General features: G+C 34.2%; 17 protein-coding genes and 1 pseudogene. 3 read left to right on the top strand and 15 right to left on the bottom strand.

Going from position 1 to position 18,961, the window contains the following annotated elements; translation table 11 throughout:
- Positions 1-1,338: 1,338 nt before the first annotated feature.
- Both RU96_RS11100 and RU96_RS11095 read right to left on the bottom strand, forming a co-directional pair.
- Positions 1,339-1,857 carry a ParB N-terminal domain-containing protein gene (locus RU96_RS11100; protein ID WP_071865581.1) on the bottom strand — a complete coding sequence of 173 codons (519 nt, stop codon included), beginning with the start codon at positions 1,855-1,857 and terminating at the stop codon, positions 1,339-1,341.
- A complete protein-coding gene (locus RU96_RS11095; protein ID WP_249024187.1) occupies positions 1,841-3,124 on the bottom strand; it encodes a DUF3440 domain-containing protein in 1,284 nt (427 codons plus the stop codon). The genes RU96_RS11100 and RU96_RS11095 overlap by 17 nt, the downstream gene beginning before the upstream one ends.
- 848 nt (positions 3,125-3,972) lie before the next feature.
- Between RU96_RS11095 and RU96_RS13250 the strand changes: the two genes are divergently transcribed.
- Both RU96_RS13250 and RU96_RS13245 read left to right on the top strand, forming a co-directional pair.
- Complete coding sequence (locus RU96_RS13250) at positions 3,973-4,173, top strand: hypothetical protein (protein ID WP_249024186.1); 201 nt, start codon at positions 3,973-3,975, stop codon at positions 4,171-4,173.
- A 79-nt stretch (positions 4,174-4,252) separates the two neighbouring features.
- Positions 4,253-4,534 (top strand): transposase, encoded by a 282-nt coding sequence (locus RU96_RS13245; RefSeq protein WP_249024185.1) that lies wholly within the window; start codon positions 4,253-4,255, stop codon positions 4,532-4,534.
- Between the two features lie 421 nt (positions 4,535-4,955).
- Here RU96_RS13245 and RU96_RS11085 read toward each other — a convergent pair whose 3' ends face one another.
- From RU96_RS11085 to RU96_RS11065, 5 genes are all read right to left on the bottom strand, one after another.
- On the bottom strand, positions 4,956-5,144 hold the full coding sequence (locus RU96_RS11085) for a CsbD family protein (RefSeq protein ID WP_071865579.1): 189 nt from the start codon (positions 5,142-5,144) through the stop codon (positions 4,956-4,958).
- A 99-nt stretch (positions 5,145-5,243) separates the two neighbouring features.
- Complete coding sequence (locus RU96_RS11080; protein ID WP_071865578.1) at positions 5,244-6,431, bottom strand: class C sortase; 1,188 nt, start codon at positions 6,429-6,431, stop codon at positions 5,244-5,246.
- Positions 6,432-6,496: 65 nt separating this feature from the next.
- A complete protein-coding gene (locus tag RU96_RS11075; protein ID WP_071865577.1) occupies positions 6,497-8,404 on the bottom strand; it encodes a SpaH/EbpB family LPXTG-anchored major pilin in 1,908 nt (635 codons plus the stop codon).
- Between the two features lie 16 nt (positions 8,405-8,420).
- Complete coding sequence (locus RU96_RS11070; RefSeq protein ID WP_071865576.1) at positions 8,421-9,953, bottom strand: SpaH/EbpB family LPXTG-anchored major pilin; 1,533 nt, start codon at positions 9,951-9,953, stop codon at positions 8,421-8,423.
- Complete coding sequence (locus tag RU96_RS11065; protein ID WP_071865575.1) at positions 9,954-12,977, bottom strand: VWA domain-containing protein; 3,024 nt, start codon at positions 12,975-12,977, stop codon at positions 9,954-9,956.
- Positions 12,978-13,420: 443 nt separating this feature from the next.
- Between RU96_RS11065 and RU96_RS13465 the strand changes: the two are divergent.
- Positions 13,421-14,714: pseudogene (locus RU96_RS13465) on the top strand (ISL3 family transposase); the annotation flags it as partial.
- Between the two features lie 312 nt (positions 14,715-15,026).
- Here RU96_RS13465 and RU96_RS13545 read toward each other — a convergent pair.
- The 8 genes from RU96_RS13545 to RU96_RS11010 form a co-directional block, all read right to left on the bottom strand.
- Positions 15,027-15,218 carry a type II toxin-antitoxin system PemK/MazF family toxin gene (locus RU96_RS13545; RefSeq protein ID WP_379924360.1) on the bottom strand — a complete coding sequence of 64 codons (192 nt, stop codon included), beginning with the start codon at positions 15,216-15,218 and terminating at the stop codon, positions 15,027-15,029.
- Complete coding sequence (locus tag RU96_RS11045) at positions 15,212-15,457, bottom strand: AbrB/MazE/SpoVT family DNA-binding domain-containing protein (RefSeq protein WP_084035492.1); 246 nt, start codon at positions 15,455-15,457, stop codon at positions 15,212-15,214. Before RU96_RS11045 ends, RU96_RS13545 begins: the two co-directional genes overlap by 7 nt.
- Before the next feature lie 234 nt (positions 15,458-15,691).
- Positions 15,692-15,931, bottom strand: coding sequence for a BRCT domain-containing protein (locus RU96_RS11040; protein ID WP_071865573.1), 240 nt, complete (start codon positions 15,929-15,931; stop codon positions 15,692-15,694).
- Positions 15,932-16,229: 298 nt separating this feature from the next.
- Entirely contained in the window at positions 16,230-16,748 is a 519-nt protein-coding gene (locus RU96_RS11035; protein ID WP_249024182.1) for a hypothetical protein, read from the bottom strand.
- A 17-nt stretch (positions 16,749-16,765) separates the two neighbouring features.
- Positions 16,766-17,452 carry a hypothetical protein gene (locus RU96_RS11030; protein ID WP_071865572.1) on the bottom strand — a complete coding sequence of 229 codons (687 nt, stop codon included), beginning with the start codon at positions 17,450-17,452 and terminating at the stop codon, positions 16,766-16,768.
- 338 nt (positions 17,453-17,790) lie between these two features.
- Positions 17,791-18,222, bottom strand: a complete 432-nt coding sequence (locus tag RU96_RS11020; protein WP_071865571.1) for a hypothetical protein — start codon at positions 18,220-18,222, stop codon at positions 17,791-17,793.
- Positions 18,223-18,257: 35 nt separating this feature from the next.
- Positions 18,258-18,533 (bottom strand): type II toxin-antitoxin system YafQ family toxin, encoded by a 276-nt coding sequence (locus RU96_RS11015; RefSeq protein ID WP_071865570.1) that lies wholly within the window; start codon positions 18,531-18,533, stop codon positions 18,258-18,260.
- On the bottom strand, positions 18,523-18,777 hold the full coding sequence (locus RU96_RS11010; RefSeq protein WP_071865569.1) for a type II toxin-antitoxin system RelB/DinJ family antitoxin: 255 nt from the start codon (positions 18,775-18,777) through the stop codon (positions 18,523-18,525). Before RU96_RS11010 ends, RU96_RS11015 begins: the two co-directional genes overlap by 11 nt.
- Positions 18,778-18,961: the final 184 nt, after the last annotated feature.

Here is an 18,961-nt window from a genome sequence, read left to right as displayed (position 1 = left end):
TTTCTTTGTCATACCTTCAAACCATATCCAAATTACGTTATTCAAACTTTTTATATTGTGATTGACTTAATATAGTTTGTCTTTCTATCTCTTATTTTCTTTACAAAATCATTTTACAAAGAAAGCGTTTTATCGTCAAAAAATAAGATTTTCATTTACTCTCCGTTATTTTTTCAACAAATAACGAAATTGTTCGACAAAAGAATAAACGCCAATTGTTTTTGAGACGTTTTCTTAATTCATCCCCAGTTAGATATAAAAATGTCGCTTTTGATTTCCCTACCACTTCACGATTATTTTTATGTCACTTTTGATGATTCCCACTAACCACTACACTGATAGCTACTTCCTTATTGTCGGATAATCTTCTCTTTTCTGTGGCGGAGTATAGTTTTATACTGCCAGAATGACTGGTAAACCATTGAGGAGTCTTGCTATCCATTCTTTGAGAACAAACAAGCTAATCCAAGCCTATTAGCCGTAGTCGTCTTGGTAACTTAAATCCTCTATTAGATCACTATTTAAATAACTAAGAGAAACTAAAATCACACTATTATCCTAAATAATTGAAACAAGAGAAAATAAATTCCCTTACCATTGAAATTTTTCAAAATATAAAAGCTTATGCTATTGAGCAGTATGGTAACTGGTATCATAAACCTATTGATTTATTTAAATTTTTATAGAAAAGTTATTGAAAATGAATTAGTTGATACTGCTTCTTTTTTATTAAATTTTACCCCTTCTTGTAAATGAGTTTTACAGTTTTATGTGATTACTTAAAACTACTCTATTCAATCAATCAAGAACAAATTATGTATTACTAATCAAATAAACAGTTTCAAAATGTACCTAAGGTAATTTCCCACTAGAATATTGCCTAACAGAACTTCTGAACGAGAAAACCTACATGTTTAATCATAAAATGATAGTATTGTAAGCAAGAGTATTAATAATAATTATTATAGTAACAGAAAATGAAAAAGCCGCGAAATAACCACCTGTCCAAGATTGATGGTTATTACACGACTTAGACTTATATCATATTTTAATTAAACACTCTTTAAACACTTCTTTGTTAGATACTTCCATACTTTTTTGATCGAATTAATTGATTGATTTTAAAGTAATTAGTGGACGTCATATGAACATAACCTTTACTTTTATGGTCAAATATATAGTTACACAAACTTTCTCAAACATTAATCGTTCATAAAATTCCCCACCTGATAGACAACTACTTGCTAGTATACTTAATCTCGACCAATCGTTACATCAAAATACTAATTCTACCTTTGAAGTGTCTTTAATATTGAAAAAAGTAATAAAAACATCTAACTAGTTCCACTTATATTTCTTTTCAAACTCTTCCCATGACTTTGAAAATTCCTTATTTTTAAAAGCTTCTTTAAGACCAGAAAGTTGCTTCAAACGAAAGACTTCATCTCCATCCATTCCTAGCATCTCTGCAATCTCGGAATCTGTCTTCCCTTCTCCAACTAATCTTATAACTATCTTCGACATGTCTAACACTTGATGGGTACCTCTCGCACGATTAAATTGAACAGTTGCAGCTATCCTTTTAACAATATCATGTTTTAGTACAACTATTGGTATTTCCTTTAAATTTAACTTCTTTGCAACTGTATAACGATGAAAGCCGTCTACAATACAGTACATGTTATTTTCATCCTTTATGACTGCTATTGGATAACAAAATCCATTTTCTATAATTGATGTTTCCAATAATTTCATTTCAGGTGCTGCAACTATATTAGGGTTATAATCGTTAGCATAAACTTCATCTATTGGAACTAATTTTGCTTCTAACGCTAACATTTTAATCTCTTCTGCCATTTTCCTTTAACCTCTCATCAAAATATATTATCTTATTCTCTGTTTCATCTTTTTCTAACATCGCCTTTAATTCTGCGTCATCTCTTTTGGTTTGTGAAAACGATAATCCTCTACCATAGTAATCATTTTTTAAAATCATTTTTGCACATCTTCTCCATGAAGCTACTTTCTTTTTAGATTCTAAGTATTTCGGTGCAAAATCCTGCATTGGGATCCCTTTTTTCACTTCATACCATTCAATAAACCTTTCTATTTTTCTCGCATAGTGAATCATTAAGTCATAATTTTTAATCCCTATACTCTCCAATAAAAAGATTGTGTACTCTTGCCATGTTAAATACTTGGGTTTTTCCAACTTCATATACCCAAGGGCTAAACTTTTAGCATAAATATTGCCAAAATTTACTCCACCAACTCTTATTAAAAGTTTAGACCAAGTTTCCGGTTCAATAGCTTTAAATTGACTTAGACCTTTTCTTTGGTCATCACCATACGGTTGACAAATTCTTGCTTCATGAATGGAAAGTCCAGATTTGTAAAAAAGCTCATAAAGTTGATTATATTTTAAATCAAGTTGAGAAACAGCAATCCAAATGTCTCTTGTTTGCCAATCATAAATTGGATAAAAATTGTAAATTGGAAGGTGTAAGTCATTTTGGACAAGAGTTGTCCAATTATAATCTTGCCATTTCTCTTTTCTAAGAGACACAATCGTTCTAAAACGATTAAAACTTTCATTTGTCCTAATACCAACACCACACATCACTGGTTTACTATGCTTTTTTTGATACCATTTTGCAAAAGCTACAATGAAAGTTTCAAATTGCATATCATTAATAAAAAAATCCCACCCATATTTTGAAAGATAATTATCTTCGTTAATGCAATTTTCAGGCATATCTCTTATCCAGAACTCTTTCTGCCTTTTATCCCAACAAACCCAATGGGTACTTAATTGGCTTACTGCATTTCTTAAAACTAAGGGTAGGCAAACCCAATAAAATTTATTGATTTGACTTAGATTTTTAAGATCGTTTACATGATCAATGGTATATTGATAATTACCTTCTAGATCAATGAACAAAACATCAAATTTCTTATTTTTCTCTTTTGCAACTATATTTGCCAGTTGTAACATTACGGAACTGTCTTTACCGCCAGAAAACGAAAAGTATACAGCAAAGTCTTGCGAAAAAATTTTTTCTAATCTTTCAAGTGCAGCGGTATAGACATTTTTCTCTAAATAAACCTTTCCCAAAATATTCACCCCTATGAAAAAAATTTAATAGGTACTTTAATTGAACGTTACTACGCAAAGTTTTGTTCATATCAATCATACATTAAAATTCGTACAGGTACGTATAAAAGCACTCCTTATTTTAATAATACGAACCAAAATCTATACTAATTGACTAGCCACTATCTTCAACCACAACTTATATTTATTTATACGCACTGCTTTTATATTCTAATAAAGTTATCTCAGTTAAGATACTCTACACAATACAGGATAAGTCATCATTATTCATATGTCCCTAACCTTATACTTACTATAAAATTTTTTGAAGAGTCAAAGTATTATACGTAATGAATAATTGCACTATAAACATAACATGATTCAGTCACCACCTCTAATTCTAAAAAATCACTGTTGTTTATGTTACTAATAATACTCAATCTAAAAAACATCATTATCAAACACTTACTATATTCAAAAACTGTTACTAATTATCTACTTTTTCTACTAACTTACTACAAATTTTCTAACTTTACAAATTTATTAAATCGTCAAACCCAATCATAGGAAGATAATCAAATGTACGGATGGAATGACAAGTCATTCTAGCAAGCAAATTCTAAATATCAAAGATTCCTATATTCCCTTTCCAAAATATTGTGGACATGATTCTATTATTCGTCACGCCTATCAAGAGAGCTTTATTCCGTTATTTCCGTATCAGGAGGTACCGAGTGATCTACACCTGTATAAACAGCGTTTTTATTGCACGCAATGCCATCATACTTTTTCTGTAAAAACCTATCATGTAGCAGAAATTTTTACATTTCGCAAAACTTAAAATTCGCAATCACTGTTGATTTGAAGAAAAAGATTTCATGAAAGATATTGCGGAACGCTACTTTGTCTCCACAAAAACCGTTGAACGTGTCTTAGATAGTTTTTTGAAGAAGTATGTAAAAAACAACTATCTTCCCAAAGATCTCCTCCTTGATGAATTCAAGGGGACAAGTGATTGCGAGGGCGCTATGTGCTTTATCATCTGCGATGCGGATACTGGTAAAATTTTGATATCCTAGATGACCGGCACAACTTCAAGTTGCAGGCGTATTTCCATCTATTTACCTTAAAAGCTAGAAGACGAGTTACGCACATGTTATGGATATGAATATCTCTTACGATACAGTGACCAAAGAAGTTTTTCCAAATGAACGAATCTCTATCGATCACTTCCACGTCATCCAACAAATTACGAGTGCCTTTAATAAGCAACGAGTTCAGGCAATGAATCAACTAAATAAAAATGATCCGCAGGATCAAAAAGATTATCGAAAGTTGAAAAAAGTATTGGCGAACAATTTTGAAGAAGAATATGAAGTTAAATTATACCTCCTTCAATCAATTTCCCCTCTGTCAAAGAAAATATTTAACAGAATCTAAGGTGACAGATTATCTAGTTTCTATAGATGACCAACTACACCAAAACTACGAGGTCTATCAAGAATTGTTGGCTTTTTGATACAAAAAATTCGGTCGATTTTTTCAATTTGATTGACGGATTACCGCATTCTTTGAACGATGAATTTAAAAAAGCGATTTGATACCTAACAAAGCACAAAAAAACAGCAAAAATTCTTTAGAATATCCTTATTCAAACGGGAAATTGAAAGGAAAGAATAATCTTATCAAAATAATCAAAAGAATAGCAATTGAATTTCACACTTTTCGTCACCTCCGGATGCATGCTCTAATCCAGAAAAATATTGTGAAATAATTAATAACACAAAAAAGGAAATGCTTCAGCATTTCCTAAAGTATGATTTAATCAAAACAACACCATTGACAAAGAGCCAGCAAAAATTTATTTTTCTTTATCTTTTTTATCAAACAATTTGTTGATTTCACCAGCTACATCATCTTTTAAATCTTCAGCTTTTTCTTTGATTTTGCCAGCTTCTTGTTGTAGCTTACCTTTTAATTCTTTTGAATCATCACCTGTTGCCTTACCTGCTGTTTCATTTACTTTACCTTTAACTTGATCTTTATCCATTGATATAGCCTCCTTATTCTTTACTACTCTTCAAGTGTAGCAAAAATATGGTCAACTGCCCAATGAAAGAGCTTCAAATGTGTCAGATTATACATTAAATTATTTTAAATTTGGATTATTTTCAACAGTATAATTATTTGTCTTTTGCCAAGGACTCTTTTTGGTAACCAGGGTAAATCGCTCATCTGTCACTTTTTTAATTTGAATTTTCAAATTGCCCGTAGTCGATTTCAGAACGTATTTTCCACCTTCCATCGCTTCAATTTGAATGATTCCTGCTTCATCACTTGTTGCTTTTAGCGGTTTGCCATCACGATTGATTTGATGCTTTCCTTTACGATCATAAACCGCAAAAGTCACCCCGGTTAAGGGCTTTTGATTCTGCAATATGTTGAATTCCAACAAATAGCGCTTTTTGGCAATGGCTAATGTTTTGGCATGCTTAATAACTGCGGCGACTAAAAGTGCGATAAGTAATACTCCCCCTACCACAATTCCAATAATTCGCAACAATTGATAGCGGTCGGCTTTTTTCAGCTCGGCTGCCATTTTAGGTACATAGGCAATGCGATGGCCTCGCACCAACAGTCGGTGACTGTTAATCATGTAAGGCGTACAGGTCAAGAGCGTGACGTAATCCTTGCCCTTTTCAATCTGCAGATAATCCGTATTCGTCGGTTCTACTACTTTTATTTGATCCACTTCGTAAGCATGGATTTCTTTACTAATCTCAATGTAGAACTGATCCCCATTTTTTAGCTCTGGTAAATCCGTGAACAGTTTCGCTTCTGGCAACCCCCGATGTCCTGAAATGACGGCGTGGGTGCTTTCGCCGCCCGTTGGATAAGAAGTCCCTTCCAATAGCGAAGTTCCCTTTGCTAAAAATAAATCATTGGTGGTGTCAAAAATTGGCAGTTTAATTTTTATCTTAGGAATATTAATGACACCAATCGTATGGGTTTGATAATAATCTTTGGGTGGATTTTTCGGCACCTTTTTCTTCTTTGTCGCATCAGACCAAGGATCAGCGCCTGGATTACTACCTTTTTCTGCCAATTCCTTATTTTTTTGCTCCATCTTTTCTTGTGCCGCCTGCATCGCCTCTTCATTTTCGGCATTTGCTTTGGCTTGATAATAATTGATGATTTGCTGATCTAAAAAAGTATTCAGCGTGTCACTGATAAAAGGATAAGACAGCGCCCCAATGCCAAAAATCAGCAACAAAACCATCAAAATATCCACAAATGTTCTTTTTCTCGTTGTTTTCTTCTTCGCTGCCTTTTTCATGAGACGCTCCTTATAGCAAAATCAGGACAGAAGCCATTCACGACTTCTGTCCCAGTTCAGTTCGTTTACGCTTCAGTTTGTTTGCGTCCGCGTGTAAAGTAGAATACCGCACCCGCTACCGCAATCGTACCTATTGCGATGAAAGCATAGATCCCTTTACCACCAGTGGAAGGGAGGGTACCTTTGTGTTTGTTTGGTACTTTTTCTGCATCAATTAGATTTTCAGTAGTTCCGTAAGAAGCATCGTCAACTGTAAATTTAATACGATTCGATAATAAAACATAATCGTTTGGTGCCACAGTTTCTTCTAAGAAGTAGGTACCGTATTTAAGACCAGTAATCACAATCAAGCCGTCATCTTCTGTAGTAAAAGTTGTTGCATTTTCTTTAGTATCCACCCAACTTACTGCCTTTGTGTCATCGATCTTCAAATATTTCGCAGTATCACTGTTTTCGTTACGAACAACAAATGATGCACCCGCTAGTGTTTTATCTGATGTTACATCGGCATCAACTTTGACGAAGCGTTTGCCACCCGTTACAACTTCAACACTTGGTGTGTTTGGATCATTCGTGTGACCATTGTCAACGTTGGCTTCATTTTTAAACCCTTTCGTTGGATCTGCCTTATCATTTAAATGCATAAAGTAAACAAATTTTAAGGTGCCACCAGGCGTTAATGAAGGAATAAAATCTGGATTAACAGCAACCGTAAATCCATTATCTTGTTCAGTAACTTGGTAGTTTTTTGAAGAAATCACTTTTTCTCCATCATATAATACATACCCATAGTCTCCAGAAGTTTGGTTATCAAAGGTTAAAGCCGCATCATGCGTATCGACTAAGTTGAATCTCACGTATTTATTTACATTACTATCCTTATCTGCAATCCCTAAAGGAATGTTAACAGAAATTTGATATTGAATTTTTTCTCCAATTGCTACATCTTTGCCGTTTAATTGCGGTGTTGTTTTTTCAACCTTTGATGTATCATTTTTAATGGTTAATTCAACTGGTGTTTTTTCGGTACTATTGGCACTAATCGTAAAGGGTGTATTTGTTTGACTGTCAATTAATGCTGCGTTATTAGGAGCTTTTACTTCTTCTAACGTATAGGCGCCAACTTCAAGATTTTTAACGGTCAGTTCACCTTTTACACTATCCGCATTTTTCGCTTCTGTAAATTGATTGTCTCCGATACTGTAACTATAGCCAGTAATAAAATGTTTTGCGTCCTCTTTATTCGTAGTCCAAGTATATAAGCCATCCTTAACTCCTTGGATGTATTTGACTGTGTTTGATTCGCCTTCAGATTTTGAAATGATAAATTCCGCACCATTCAAGCCTTCATTTTCAGCGGTACCTTCTTTTTTCACCTGTAAACTTCCGTTATTAGAGACTACGTTTTTAGGGTAGATATGAATTGTGCTTAATTCTTCTGTTCCATATTTATAAGAACCATCTGCCTGTTTAATCATTTCATAAACTGGAAAGGCAACTACCATATTGTCAGCAGCTACAACCCCATCTTTTTCTTCTTCCTTAATTGTATAGACCGCATCTTTGCCATTTTGTTTTTTAGGTAAATTCAAAGTAAGATTTCCACCTGCATCTGTGGTTCCTTGAGCAATTGGAGTATTTGGAGTCAAATTTTTTACTTCAGCTTTAGCATCATCCACCGAAGTATCAGCAGCGCGACTGTTATAAAATTCAGTCGTAACATCATAGACACTAAAAGTAACACCTGCTAGCCCTTGATAGTTATCAAACTCTGTCATCTCATTACCACTATTTTGAATCAGTGGATTAGGTACATTCTCACCTGTCATTTTCTTTTTATGGATGATGATATTAGCCATATCTGTATTATCATCAGCAAATACATTTTTAGCATTACCAAGTCCTAATACGAAAGGAAATACCATAATTAATGTTGCAATAATTCCCCAAATCTTCTGTTTTCTTGTTTTCATCTTCTTTAACCCCTTTTTATTCTTCATTTTTTTCCTTTTTATTGCGAACAAACACAATGATCATGATGAGAATCATGACGGCACCTAACCAAACCATCTTATTGTTCAAGATTTCATTGGTTTTTGGAAAATGGTGTTTGGTATTTGGTTTGTTTGTGTCCGGTACATTCGGTTTGTTTGGTTTATCGGGCTTATTAGGTGGCGTTTCGGTCGCCTTGTTGACAACTTTCAGTACACCATTTGCCATATCATAGCTCGTTTCGCTAATAACAAATTCAACCGGCGATTGATTCAATTGGTACCCATCCGGTGCGGTAATTTCTTGTAGTTGATACTTGCCATAGGCTAAACCAGTAATCTCAAACGCTCCTTCTTTATTGGAAACCAGCTTCACAAGATTCGAAGCATCCCTAGAATCTTCCCAAGCAAAACCATCTTTACTTTGCACGAGATATTGCTTTTGCTCATTTAAGACGACAAATTTGGCACCAGCTAATAGCTTATTATTATCCGCCATGTCCACCTTCACAAATTTTTTGCCGCCAGTCTTAACGTCCACTTCCTTGGTGATTTTATCGAAGTCTGTATCTAGGGAAGCGGTATTCACAATCTTTGCATCGACTTTTTCATGACTCATCAAGGTATCGGTATAAGTGATCACGATGGTTTTTCCTTCGTAATCGGATAACTTGTCAATATCCTTAAAATTCAATTCAAAGCCATGCTCGCGAACGGTTTTTTCATACAGGAAGCTGACCTCTTTACCATCAATCGTGACCTTTAACGATTCTGGATTAAAATGTAGAACATCATCCGCTTGGTCTGTAATTTTAAAGTATTTATAGTCGGTCAAATCATCTGGCACCGTGGTTGTTACCGTGAAAGGAATCTTATCACCAAAGTTATAATTGGCTTTACCGTCCGTCATGACCTTATTAAACCGAGGTGGAATCGTTTGTTTCCGTTCATTCTTCGGATAAAGATGAATCGGATTTAAAACTGCATCGCCATCGTAAACCGGCAGCACTACCACCAAATCTTTTGAAACAGTATTGATGTATTTTGGGGCACTAGCTTCATGAATCAAGTACACTGCATCTTGCCCTTTCGCTTGTGCAGACTTCGCAGCAAGATTGAAAATCAGCAAACCATCTTGCACATCAGCTACCGTGTAGCGTTGTTCCCCTTCACTGGCGCGGTGGGTGGTTCCTTCCGCAACCCGAACTTTATTTGGACCAAGTTTCGCAAGTTCTTGTTGCGCTTGTTCCGCCGACATTCCAGAATTTCTCAACTCATAAAATTTCCGAGAAACATCGAAAACTTCAAATTTCACATTATTCAAACCGTGATATTCCTTTAATAAGGAGGCATGATCGTCATCCGCACGGCCTGTGTTTTCACTATCAGCCGGCATCTCTCCATCCGGAAAAGCAATCTTGTGTAACACAATATCCACACGATTATCCTTTGACGTATCACTGGCCGACATCCCCATCATTAGAGGTACAAACAGCAGTAAACTAGTAAATGCCAACAGCATTTTCTTCATCTACGCCACCCCCTTACTATTACGAGAACGGTAAAAGAGATAACCGCCCACCACAACCAATGCTAGCGAGCCAGCTAAATAGTACATCCACGTACCCGAACCACCAGTGGAAGGAAGCGGGACTTTGGGTTTGTTGGGAACATCGAAAGTTATGACATTGTCAGACACAGTTAAATTAGCATTAGATAGTTCTTTGTTAGATATACTTACTTTTCCAGTTGCATCAATTTCTATTCGAATTGGATCATTCAACATTCGATAACCTTCTGGGCTTTTTGCTTCTCTTACCTCGTAAACTTTCCCCTTATTTAAAGTAATATTTTTGGGTAACACATAAGTTCCATCACCTATTGATTCGAGCAAAGTTGATTCGCTTAAATCACCACCAGAAATAGCAAACTCAGCACCCTTCAGTAAACTTCCGGTAATACTATCTTTCTTAGTAATCTTTAAAGACAAAGGGGTAAATATCTTAGTATTTTTCCAAGTATTATCATCAATTTTAGTTGATTCATAATTTGTAAGTTCTGTTAGTTCTTTACTAATTGCATATTTAAAATCATTACCTTGATTATCAAATTTTGGTAACCAAATTGTTTCATTATAAGGTAACTGCGCAGCAGAAATCTTCTGAACGTGTTCTCTACTCCAGATGTTTTTATCATCTGATTTTTCATTTTGACTAGTTATTTTCAAAACACCTATAGGGACTTCATTCCTACTAACCTGGAACAATAAATCTGATCTTCCTAGTATATTATTATCAAACTCATCCCATTTTTTAGTTAAATCTATTGTTGTACCTGGTGCTTTTGCAGAAGGAACACCGAAATCTACCATATTATCGGGGAGCTCTTGATTAGGTGTAAAGGTTGTTCTCCCATTTATTTGATACCACTTATCAGGCACAAAATTTTCGTCTTCTGTATTTATCCTAACTTGATAATGAATTTGAATTTCTTGACCTTTTCCCAAGTTAAGATTGTTGATGTCTATCTCACCATTTTTTTCTGGTTCGGTGTAATTTGGTATTAGAGCTGATCCAGCAACTGAAGTTATCTCTAATGAATTAGTTACATAATTGAATTGTTTCCCAATAGGATCAATTACTTTACCACCACTTACGGTACCAATAATCTGAACTGCCTTATTAGAAAAGTAATTTGCAATTCCCGAAGCCTTATTTGCTGTTTCATAATAAAGGACTCCGCTATCACTTTTAGTAGCAATTTGTTTCATTCTATTTTGAACTTGCTCCGACGTTAATCCTGCATTTACGTCACTATTTAGCTGTATACCCAATGAATGAATTTCAGTTCCTGCTTCTTTAATTTTAACTGCCTGACCAATAGTAGCAACAAAAGCATTTGGAACTCTAACGTACGTAGAATTTTCACTATATTTTGCTGTTGGATAATTTTTAACATAGTTACCTCTATTTCCGTTTTCAGGAGAGTACGTATAGTATCCATTTAATGAAGAAGAATTTCCCTGTCCAATAATAGTGTTTTCACTATCATCAGCATAATATTTTTCCCCTTCTGTCAGTGTTTTGGGTGCATTAGCTATGCTCTTAACACTTGATGGCTTATAACTGAAAGTTGGAACCCCATCGGTTAGCAGAACAATAACCTTCTTATGGTCTTTAGCACCATTGGAAAGTTGATTCTGGGCATCTCGCAAAGCTTTTTCTGTAAATGTTCCTCCCGAGGCTTTATTTGGTGTAAAAGTCTTTATTCGTTGCTGAGCGTCCTTGAAAGGCATTAAATTAATTGTATTGTTAAGATATCCTGGACTAGAGTACCCAACATAGCCAATATTAATCTTATCGGAGATTCCACTAGCAGCTAATGTATTGACGAATTGATCTATCCCTTTTTTCACTTCGCCAATTCGGTCATTATCATTCATACTACCTGACCAATCGACAACTAACATAATATCAATTGGTGTAATTTCCTTTTGAACATTTCCACGAATATTCAGGAAGACATCATACAATCCTTGTGATCGTGTAGATTCCTTGGCATACTTTCTAATTGCAAAATCAGCATCTGCTCTGGTTCCGCCATATTCTATATAAGAATTTTTCTTATTGTTTTGATTTCCGTCCCAAGATGTTATCCCATCCCATGAAGATCCTCCGCCAACCTTCCCTTGATGATTTATAACATTCGTATTTCCATCGGGAATCCAAGAGTATTCCGGATAAGTCCCACTGTTATCAGTAATATATTGAGGCTCGATATTTGCGTATGTTCTTCCAGCAAAACCCAAGCTATCTGCCGCGCTCCGCGTAATTACTTGTGGTCTGCCTGTTTCTTCATATTTCTTTTCAGCTTCTTTTTTAGCGGAATCAACTGTTGCTTCGTCAGCATCGCCTAGATTCGTTACATCACCACTTGTTGATTCTTTTGTAGCCTCACTAGAAGAAGTCGCAGTCGATTCAACAGTGCTTGAACCCAAGCTACTTTGTATTGTTGTCGATTCTGTTACGTTAGCTTTCACAAGTGTAATCGGATATTCTTTTGAGAATCCTACTTCTTCAGCCTTATCGTCCGTTTTTGTATTCAAACTAATTTTTAAATTGACTTCACTTACCACCGGTGTCGTAAATTTAATTTGATCGTTTTTAATAGCAGTGGATACTTCTTTTTCCACTACTTGACCGTAGTCTGCAATACTCTTATCTGTTTTTACCTCAAATAAATTTTCTGATGACTGATCATCTTTGACCATTGTTGGCAAGATAACAGCTTTATCTTTTACATCTTGTAGCGAATAGGTCAAGCGTGTTGGTTCTTTGTTGTCATTTTTATGTATATTGATTTGCCAATCAACATGATTTTCCTTAATTTGATATTGAATTGAAGCCTTACCGTATTCGTTATCAAATAATTGTTGTTCGTTTTTTTCTTTGTCTTCCGTTAACGCAATTGCTGTCATGCCATTAATGAAAGATTGAGCAGAGAACAATAACACGACTATCCAAACCAAGAAGAACAAACCTCTTTTTCTCATCATCTTCACTCCAAGTATAGTATTTTTATTAATGACTTTTATCTAAGTATTTCTAGTTTATAAATTACAGTAAAATAACACATATCCCACAGAATTTGTTTCGCTATACCTACTTTCTAAACTGTAAGTGAACGAAAAAAAGCACTTAATTCGTCTATAGCTTATAACAACAAACTATCTTTCTTTTTCACTTAAATTACAACCCAATAATAAAGGTAAGTATATTGAAAACTTTTGTTTTTACCCAAAGTTACTGAAAAATAAAAACTTGACTATATAATAAATTCGGTTTGAAAAAGCATTAATCAATATAACTATATATAATATTTCTCGAATTTTCATTAAAAAGTTTTAATATTTATAGAATCGATAATTATTTTATACGAAAACTCAAACTCTAAAAAAACAAAAAGGCTACCTCCTACTCAATCAAAGGAGCGTTCTGTATGTCTGATCTTCATTCTATCAAACTATTACTAGGAATCAAAGATAAAAACATTCAAATCACTCATGTCGAGAAGAAAAAATACATTCAATCAACAGTATCGTTGTTTCTGCTACGCTCATTAAAACGATTCATCGCTGTCCTAGGTGAATCAACATGGGCTGATCGTTAAGAACGGAAAGAAAAAATCGCTGGTCCTTCTCAATAAGTGTGCGAATCAACGGACTTATCTTGCTTTGGCAAGGCAACGATACCTCTGTCATGGCTGTCACACCTATTTTACGGCGAATACCTACATTGTTGAAAAAAACTGTTTTATCGCCAAACAAGCACATTATAAAATATTGGAGGAATTGACTGAAAAGCAAGCAATGACGACGATTTCTAAACATTGCGGCGTTTCTTGGTCAACCGTTTCGCGAACACTCGCTTCTCTGCTCCCCATGACAAAAGTGAAAAGAAATTGGTTGCATCGTTGTTTATTGGTGGATGAATTTCGTTCATTGAAAAATCAAGTTGGTCCCTATTCTTTTTCTTGTATGGATGGCGATACCGGGAAATTACTGGATATTCTTCCTTCACGTAAGAAGAAAGACTTGGTTTCTTATTTTATACAATTTGAACGACGTGCACGTTTAAACGTAAAAATACTCTAACGGATATGAATGCTTCTTATGCTTCGTTGATAAAAGAGTGCTTTCCTCATGCCAAACTCGTTGTGGATCGCTTTCACATCGTCAAGCACCTCATTCGCAGTTTTGAGGATATTCGACTACGAGTCATGAAAAGCTTCGACCGAAACGATCCAATACAAGCCAAACACTATCAACAAGTGAAGGCTTTATCTCGACTTCTGATTACACGACAGGACATGCTTGTTTATGATAAATGGACAAAATGGCGTAATTTTGGTTGGGCCTATCTAACCGAAAGTGAAGTCGTAGAACGTCTGCTTTCTACTTCTGATGAACTACGAATAGCTTATGCTTACTATTAAGAAATTCTTCAAGCTTTTCATGACAAAGAAGCGGACATCTTCTTTCAGCTTGTAAAAACAATGCCCAAGTCGGTTCCAAGAGAACTGCATCATATAAAAAAAGCGTTTATAAACTATGAATCAGGCATTCGTTTAGCCTTAGAGTTGCCTTACTCAAATGCTAAAATAGAGAATCTGCATACCCACATCAAAGCATTGAAACGAATAGCTTACGGGTTTAGAAGCTTTCGTAGGATGAGAACCAGAGTTTTCTTAATCAATCATCTGATCACTTATTAAACATAAAAAACATCTAAAGCAGAAAATAAATTCTACCTTAGATGTTCTTATATCACTCTATCAGTCCTATTTGACAAAGAGCCATTATCTTTTGGATTTTTCTTTACAACCTCATTTGACAAAGTGCCCCTAAAAAAACGGTTGAACATTTCGATTTCTCTACAGCCTGAGAGCTGTTAGATTTTCTCGCAGCTCAATCTTTTTGAAAAATCACTTTTACTTTTCTTAACAGTTCTTCGACAAAATCGTTAGAGACAGTTTCTATAAAATCATATTTTCCAGCACTGTAATCAATTGCAACTAGTTAATCTAGTAATACTTTTCCGGTGGTTTAATTTGATTTTGGTACTGGAACATAAAGAGGATAGTTTCGTTTTGCATTAGGAATTGAAGAGAATATCGCGATATTAGAATATTGCGCAACACCCTTATAGTTTAAACCAATATAAGGTCTGTAACCTTGCTGCTCATGACTTTGTTTCGGATTCAAATTAAATTTTACAATATCACCTTGTTTTACCATAGTTCATTTCCTACTGGTTCAAACTCTACCAATAAACTTTTTAAGGATTCTCCACTATAATCTTTAAATAATTGTTCAAATGTTAACTCATCTTTAGAATCGATACCTAAAACTAGTTTTCCATTTTCAATTTCAACATCCAATTTATCCCCTTGTTTCGCACTGATTGCTTTCAATAGTTCAGCGGGAATTCTAATCGCGTTTGAGTTTCCCCATTTCCCAACAGATATTTGCATCATAATGCTAACCACCTTTCTGTATATCTTCCATGTAATTTGTATGTGTCTGAATTTTAGTTAGTGTGTTTTTAATAAGTTAATTAGAAGATTTTTGATGAGAATAAGAAATTTTTGTTGAGGTAATTGGTACGCAAAATAGACTTAACATGCTGTTTTTTTACAAATTAAGTTTACTATAATCTTATTCGGATTTTCAATAGAATTTTCCTTGTTTTATCCCCCTTTTTTGCTTATTTATACCATTTTTCGATACAACTGACACGAATTTTCGACGGACGTTTCTCCTGTTCGCCTCTCGGATTCCGAAAAAGGATCTGTCAATTTTGTTTGATGATAGCCAACAACTAGTATTGTTGTCTGTTTTGTGACCATATGTTGTACTTTCCACCCCACACCAGTCACAAGAGCCTGTGCTTGCTTTCTCGTCATTGAACTCAGACTTCCTGTAAAAACGACAAATTCTCCTTTTCGCACTTGAAAATCACCTCCGTTTTGAACAAGTCTAATGAACACTAAGAAAGACTGATTTAATAACCACACAAAAAAGTTCAATAGAGTATACCTTATTGAACAAATCTATAACACAAACAGGAGTATATGAGACGTTGAAATTGAGACGGGTTATGAGAAAAGAGGAACCCTTAATTTAAAGGATTCCTCTTTTTTAGTTATCGCTTATTTTTATAGTCTCACAAACCATCGTTTTTGAGAGCGGTTTGTAAGACACCTAGACTGTTATTCTAGTGTGACTCTGATTGTTCCCAGCACTATATTAATTCAATTCTTTTTTTACCATAGAAATAATTTTTTCATTAGCTATTAATATCACGGATATTTTATTTATATATTCTTCATTTTCAATTGTCGCTGTTACTGATACCCTTTCTTCACTTTTAACTCTAGCACTTATATAATTTTCGGGCATTTTATTTTTATTTAAAAACAATCGGTAATTGTCATTATCGACAACTTTATAGTTCCTTTCTTTTAAAAAGTTCTCTAATTCAATAAATCCATCAAAAATTAGAATACTTGATTCAAATATATCGTTTGGAAGATACCATAACAGATAACAACGCTTACCATCTTGTTTTTGCTTAGTATTAAGTATGTGTAACAATTTGTCAAACAGCTCAATTTTATAAGGTGCAGATATTTTCCTATTGAAATATTCAAATGATTCTTTAATGAAAATTTCATCATCAGCATAGTTGGCATCTATAGCTAATTTATCCAAATTAGTTATCATTAGTTTCCATTTACGTTTTAATCCTCTAAATTTTTTTTTCATTTAATACATACCTAATTTTATTTTGATAAAATTTTTCCATTTCCATCTGTTGAAGCTTTTCTATTTCCTTGTTTATCTTTTATTTTCCACTTTCTTCCGCCATGTCCTGCGGTATCTTTTTCTTTAACATAGCCTGTTTTAGGGTCTTTCCAAGCATTTTTCCCTTTTACTTTTTGGTTAAAATTACCTAATTTGACATTACCATTTGAATCTAACAAACCTTTAGGAATACCATAGGCTCTAGAAGCACTATTTTGTGGATTATTTAGCCAATTCTTAATTGTGTTATATGCCCAGTGTCCAGCTCCAATCGTAATTCCACCTAAAACAATAGCCCCAGTTGCCGCTAAAGCAACTTGTCCAATACCTGGAATAAAGTAAACTCCTGCAGCGGCAGCAAATCTCTTTTGTCGTCCACCATTACTAGGCTGTTCAACTTCCTGCGCTGTTTCTAAAAGTGCTTCTAGTTTTTCTTGATTATAAACTTCTCCATTAATAATTAAATCGTTATCTGTCAACTGAACTGCTGCTGCTTCTTCTGTTTTAGTATCATAAGTAGTATTATTATCTTCTTCAATATCATACAAAGAGGTTTGATTATCTTGTTCTATTTCTGTTGCTAAAGCAGTTACACTAGGTATTGTTGCGCTTATACCTAAAATTGCTACCAAAGTTATTACACCAATCTTAAACTTAATATTCATAATTCATCCTCTTTCATTTCTTTATTTGTAGATTTTTAACCCCATCTACATAATAAAAAAATAACGTCTTGACAGTAATAATACAACTTACAATTTCGTCACGTTTTTTACGTAACTTTCTGATATTCTATACCTAGAAAATATTGTTTGTACCTTCAAATTGACACTCCCACGACTTAAGTCGCAGGAGTGTCAATTTTTGTAAATGGTGCTTCTATGACCAATTGAGTTTTTGATACGTCTACCTTGGCATTCCTTTTTCATAATGTGACCATGCACTCCAAACTTTTACCAAATGTTTTTCTTTTTCTGTTGTGTAAACAACCCTGTGTTTGTTGTTAATTCTCACCGTTTGTGAGACTAGTTGATTGAACATATCCTTTGTTATCTAACACAAATTCTTTATCAAACTTTTTGAAGTACATTTTCTCTAATGTATCCTCTAATTTGTACAACTTTTTTTGTGGGATATATGCCTTATCCCATTTCCAATCTATTAAATCATATCTACCAATATCCGCAATTTCTCGTACTTCTTCAATGGATAAGTTTAATACTTTTCTCAAATCTTCAATTTTTTTGTATTGTTTTTTTCTTCTAATCGCAGCTGGTAAATTAATTGAAGAAATTATCTCCATAAACAAGAAAAACGAAGTCCATTCCCAGTAGAAATTATAAACTTTACATACAAACAGTGCGAATAAACCTAACAACACTAAAATAATCGAATATAGCATATCTATTTTTTCATTTTTAACCATTACTCTCATGAAAATCACCTCTCAATCTGCCCGCTTGTAAGACTTCAAAGAACATCGTCATGCTTTCCAGTGGCTAGTAACCATAATTCTAAAATCTCGTTTTTTATTTCGTATACAAGAAGCCAGTCTTTTTCAATATGCAATTCTCTAAGTCCTTGTTTGTTTCCTTTTAACGCATGGTCTCTATACTTTTGATAAAGTATATCTGTTTGTTGCTGGACAAGTAATTCTAAGACAATTTCTAGTTTTTGCATGTCATAATGTTTTTTCTTTAGGGACTTGTAATTTCTTTTAAAAGTGGGAGTACGCTTAATCTTCATCGTTTAAGTCCTTCATTAATTCAGCCACACTATCAAATGATTTATAGTCTTCACTTTTCATTTCTTCTAATGCTTGAGCAAGATTATCTTTTCGTACAGTCATTTCAAAAGGAATTCCTTTTTCACGAACAACTTTAGTTAAAAATATTTTAATACCTGTTGTCAAATCAATTCCTAGAGAATCAAAGATTTCTTTAGATTCTTCTTTTAATTCATCGTCAATTCTAAAGTTAATTTGAGCCATTTTTCTCACACCTTTCATATTATAAGTATAGCACAATTGTATATCGTTGTGAAGTGTTCGCTTTACGGAAAATACGTTAACCACCATTCTTTTCAAGAACATGTGCCATATACAGGCTATCAATACTAGCCATGGGTAGTTTTTCTAGTTCTTCGTAAGTGAAGTCACTGTTTCGTACAATCAA

It is taken from the genome of Enterococcus canintestini, assembly GCF_001885735.1.
Lineage (GTDB): Bacteria > Bacillota > Bacilli > Lactobacillales > Enterococcaceae > Enterococcus_C > Enterococcus_C canintestini.
The sequence above is the reverse complement of the archived record's forward strand: the minus strand, read 5'-3'. Positions and strand labels throughout refer to the sequence as shown.